This window comes from Shewanella sp. 1CM18E, assembly GCF_023161665.1.
In the GTDB taxonomy this organism is placed as follows: Bacteria; Pseudomonadota; Gammaproteobacteria; order Enterobacterales; family Shewanellaceae; genus Shewanella.
The window spans coordinates 1-550 of sequence record NZ_JALNTW010000040.1; the positions used below are offsets into that span (position 1 = coordinate 1).

General features: G+C 51.6%; 4 tRNA genes. All 4 read right to left on the bottom strand.

From position 1 onward, the window contains the following. Window positions 1-4: 4 nt before the first annotated feature. A tRNA-Glu gene (locus MSG37_RS21250) sits at window positions 5-80 on the bottom strand. 78 nt (window positions 81-158) lie between these two features. Further along, window positions 159-234, bottom strand: a tRNA-Glu gene (locus MSG37_RS21255). A 78-nt stretch (window positions 235-312) separates the two neighbouring features. Continuing rightward, window positions 313-388, bottom strand: a tRNA-Glu gene (locus MSG37_RS21260). A 78-nt stretch (window positions 389-466) separates the two neighbouring features. After that, a tRNA-Glu gene (locus MSG37_RS21265) sits at window positions 467-542 on the bottom strand. Window positions 543-550: the final 8 nt, after the last annotated feature.

Genomic DNA, 550 nt, shown 5'->3' on the forward strand with positions numbered 1-550 from the left:
ATAGTGGTATCCCCTAGGGGATTCGAACCCCTGTTACCGCCGTGAAAGGGCGGTGTCCTAGGCCTCTAGACGAAGGGGACCCGGACTGGCGTTATACTCTACCAAAGAGTGAATACTCATTGAGTTCTGTAGGCTAAAACTCAACGCTTTATAAATAGTGGTATCCCCTAGGGGATTCGAACCCCTGTTACCGCCGTGAAAGGGCGGTGTCCTAGGCCTCTAGACGAAGGGGACCCGGACTGGCGTTATACTCTACCAAAGAGTGAATACTCATTGAGTTCTGTAGGCTAAAACTCAACGCTTTATAAATAGTGGTATCCCCTAGGGGATTCGAACCCCTGTTACCGCCGTGAAAGGGCGGTGTCCTAGGCCTCTAGACGAAGGGGACCCGGACTGGCGTTATACTCTACCAAAGAGTGAATACTCATTGAGTTCTGTAGGCTAAAACTCAACGCTTTATAAATAGTGGTATCCCCTAGGGGATTCGAACCCCTGTTACCGCCGTGAAAGGGCGGTGTCCTAGGCCTCTAGACGAAGGGGACCCGGACTG